General features: G+C 52.2%; 1 protein-coding gene. It reads left to right on the top strand.

Annotated elements, in window-relative coordinates:
• Positions 1-151: 151 nt before the first annotated feature.
• A partial coding sequence (gene rpiA, locus IEX22_RS16345) for a ribose-5-phosphate isomerase RpiA (protein WP_188669287.1) occupies positions 152-579 on the top strand: 428 nt, incomplete at its 3' end.

The following is a 579-nucleotide window of genomic DNA, read 5'->3' as shown; positions in this document are numbered from 1 at the left end:
TGGGCGCAGGCGGGCGCAGTAAAAAATGCTTAACCTATGTTGTTCTTCAAGAACTATTCTTCAGGACTAGATTGAGCGGCACTTTTCACTACAACTCGGAGTATACTAGGGCAAGTTCAAGTGAATTTGTCAGAATCAACAGGATGGCATTATGACCCAAGATGAAATGAAGAAGGCGGCCGGTTGGGCGGCGCTGGAATATGTCGAGAAAGACAGCATAGTTGGCGTGGGCACCGGCTCTACCGTCAACCACTTTATCGATGCTCTGGCCACGATAACGGCCGATATTGAAGGCGCGGTTTCCAGCTCTGAAGCCTCCACCGCCAAGCTCAAACAGTTGGGGATCCCTGTGTTTGATCTCAATTCAGTAGATAAGCTGTCTGTGTATGTCGATGGCGCCGATGAAATCAACGGCCACATGGACATGATCAAGGGTGGCGGCGCCGCGCTGACCCGGGAAAAGATAGTTGCGGCCGTGGCCGACAAGTTTATCTGTATCGTTGATAACACCAAGCAAGTCGATGTGCTGGGCAACTTCCCGCTGCCGGTAGAAGTGATCCCCATGGCCCGCTCCTACGT

This window comes from Tersicoccus solisilvae (assembly GCF_014643255.1).
In the GTDB taxonomy this organism is placed as follows: Bacteria; Actinomycetota; Actinomycetes; order Actinomycetales; family Micrococcaceae; genus Tersicoccus; species Tersicoccus solisilvae.
This window is presented reverse-complemented; position numbering and strand designations above follow the sequence as displayed.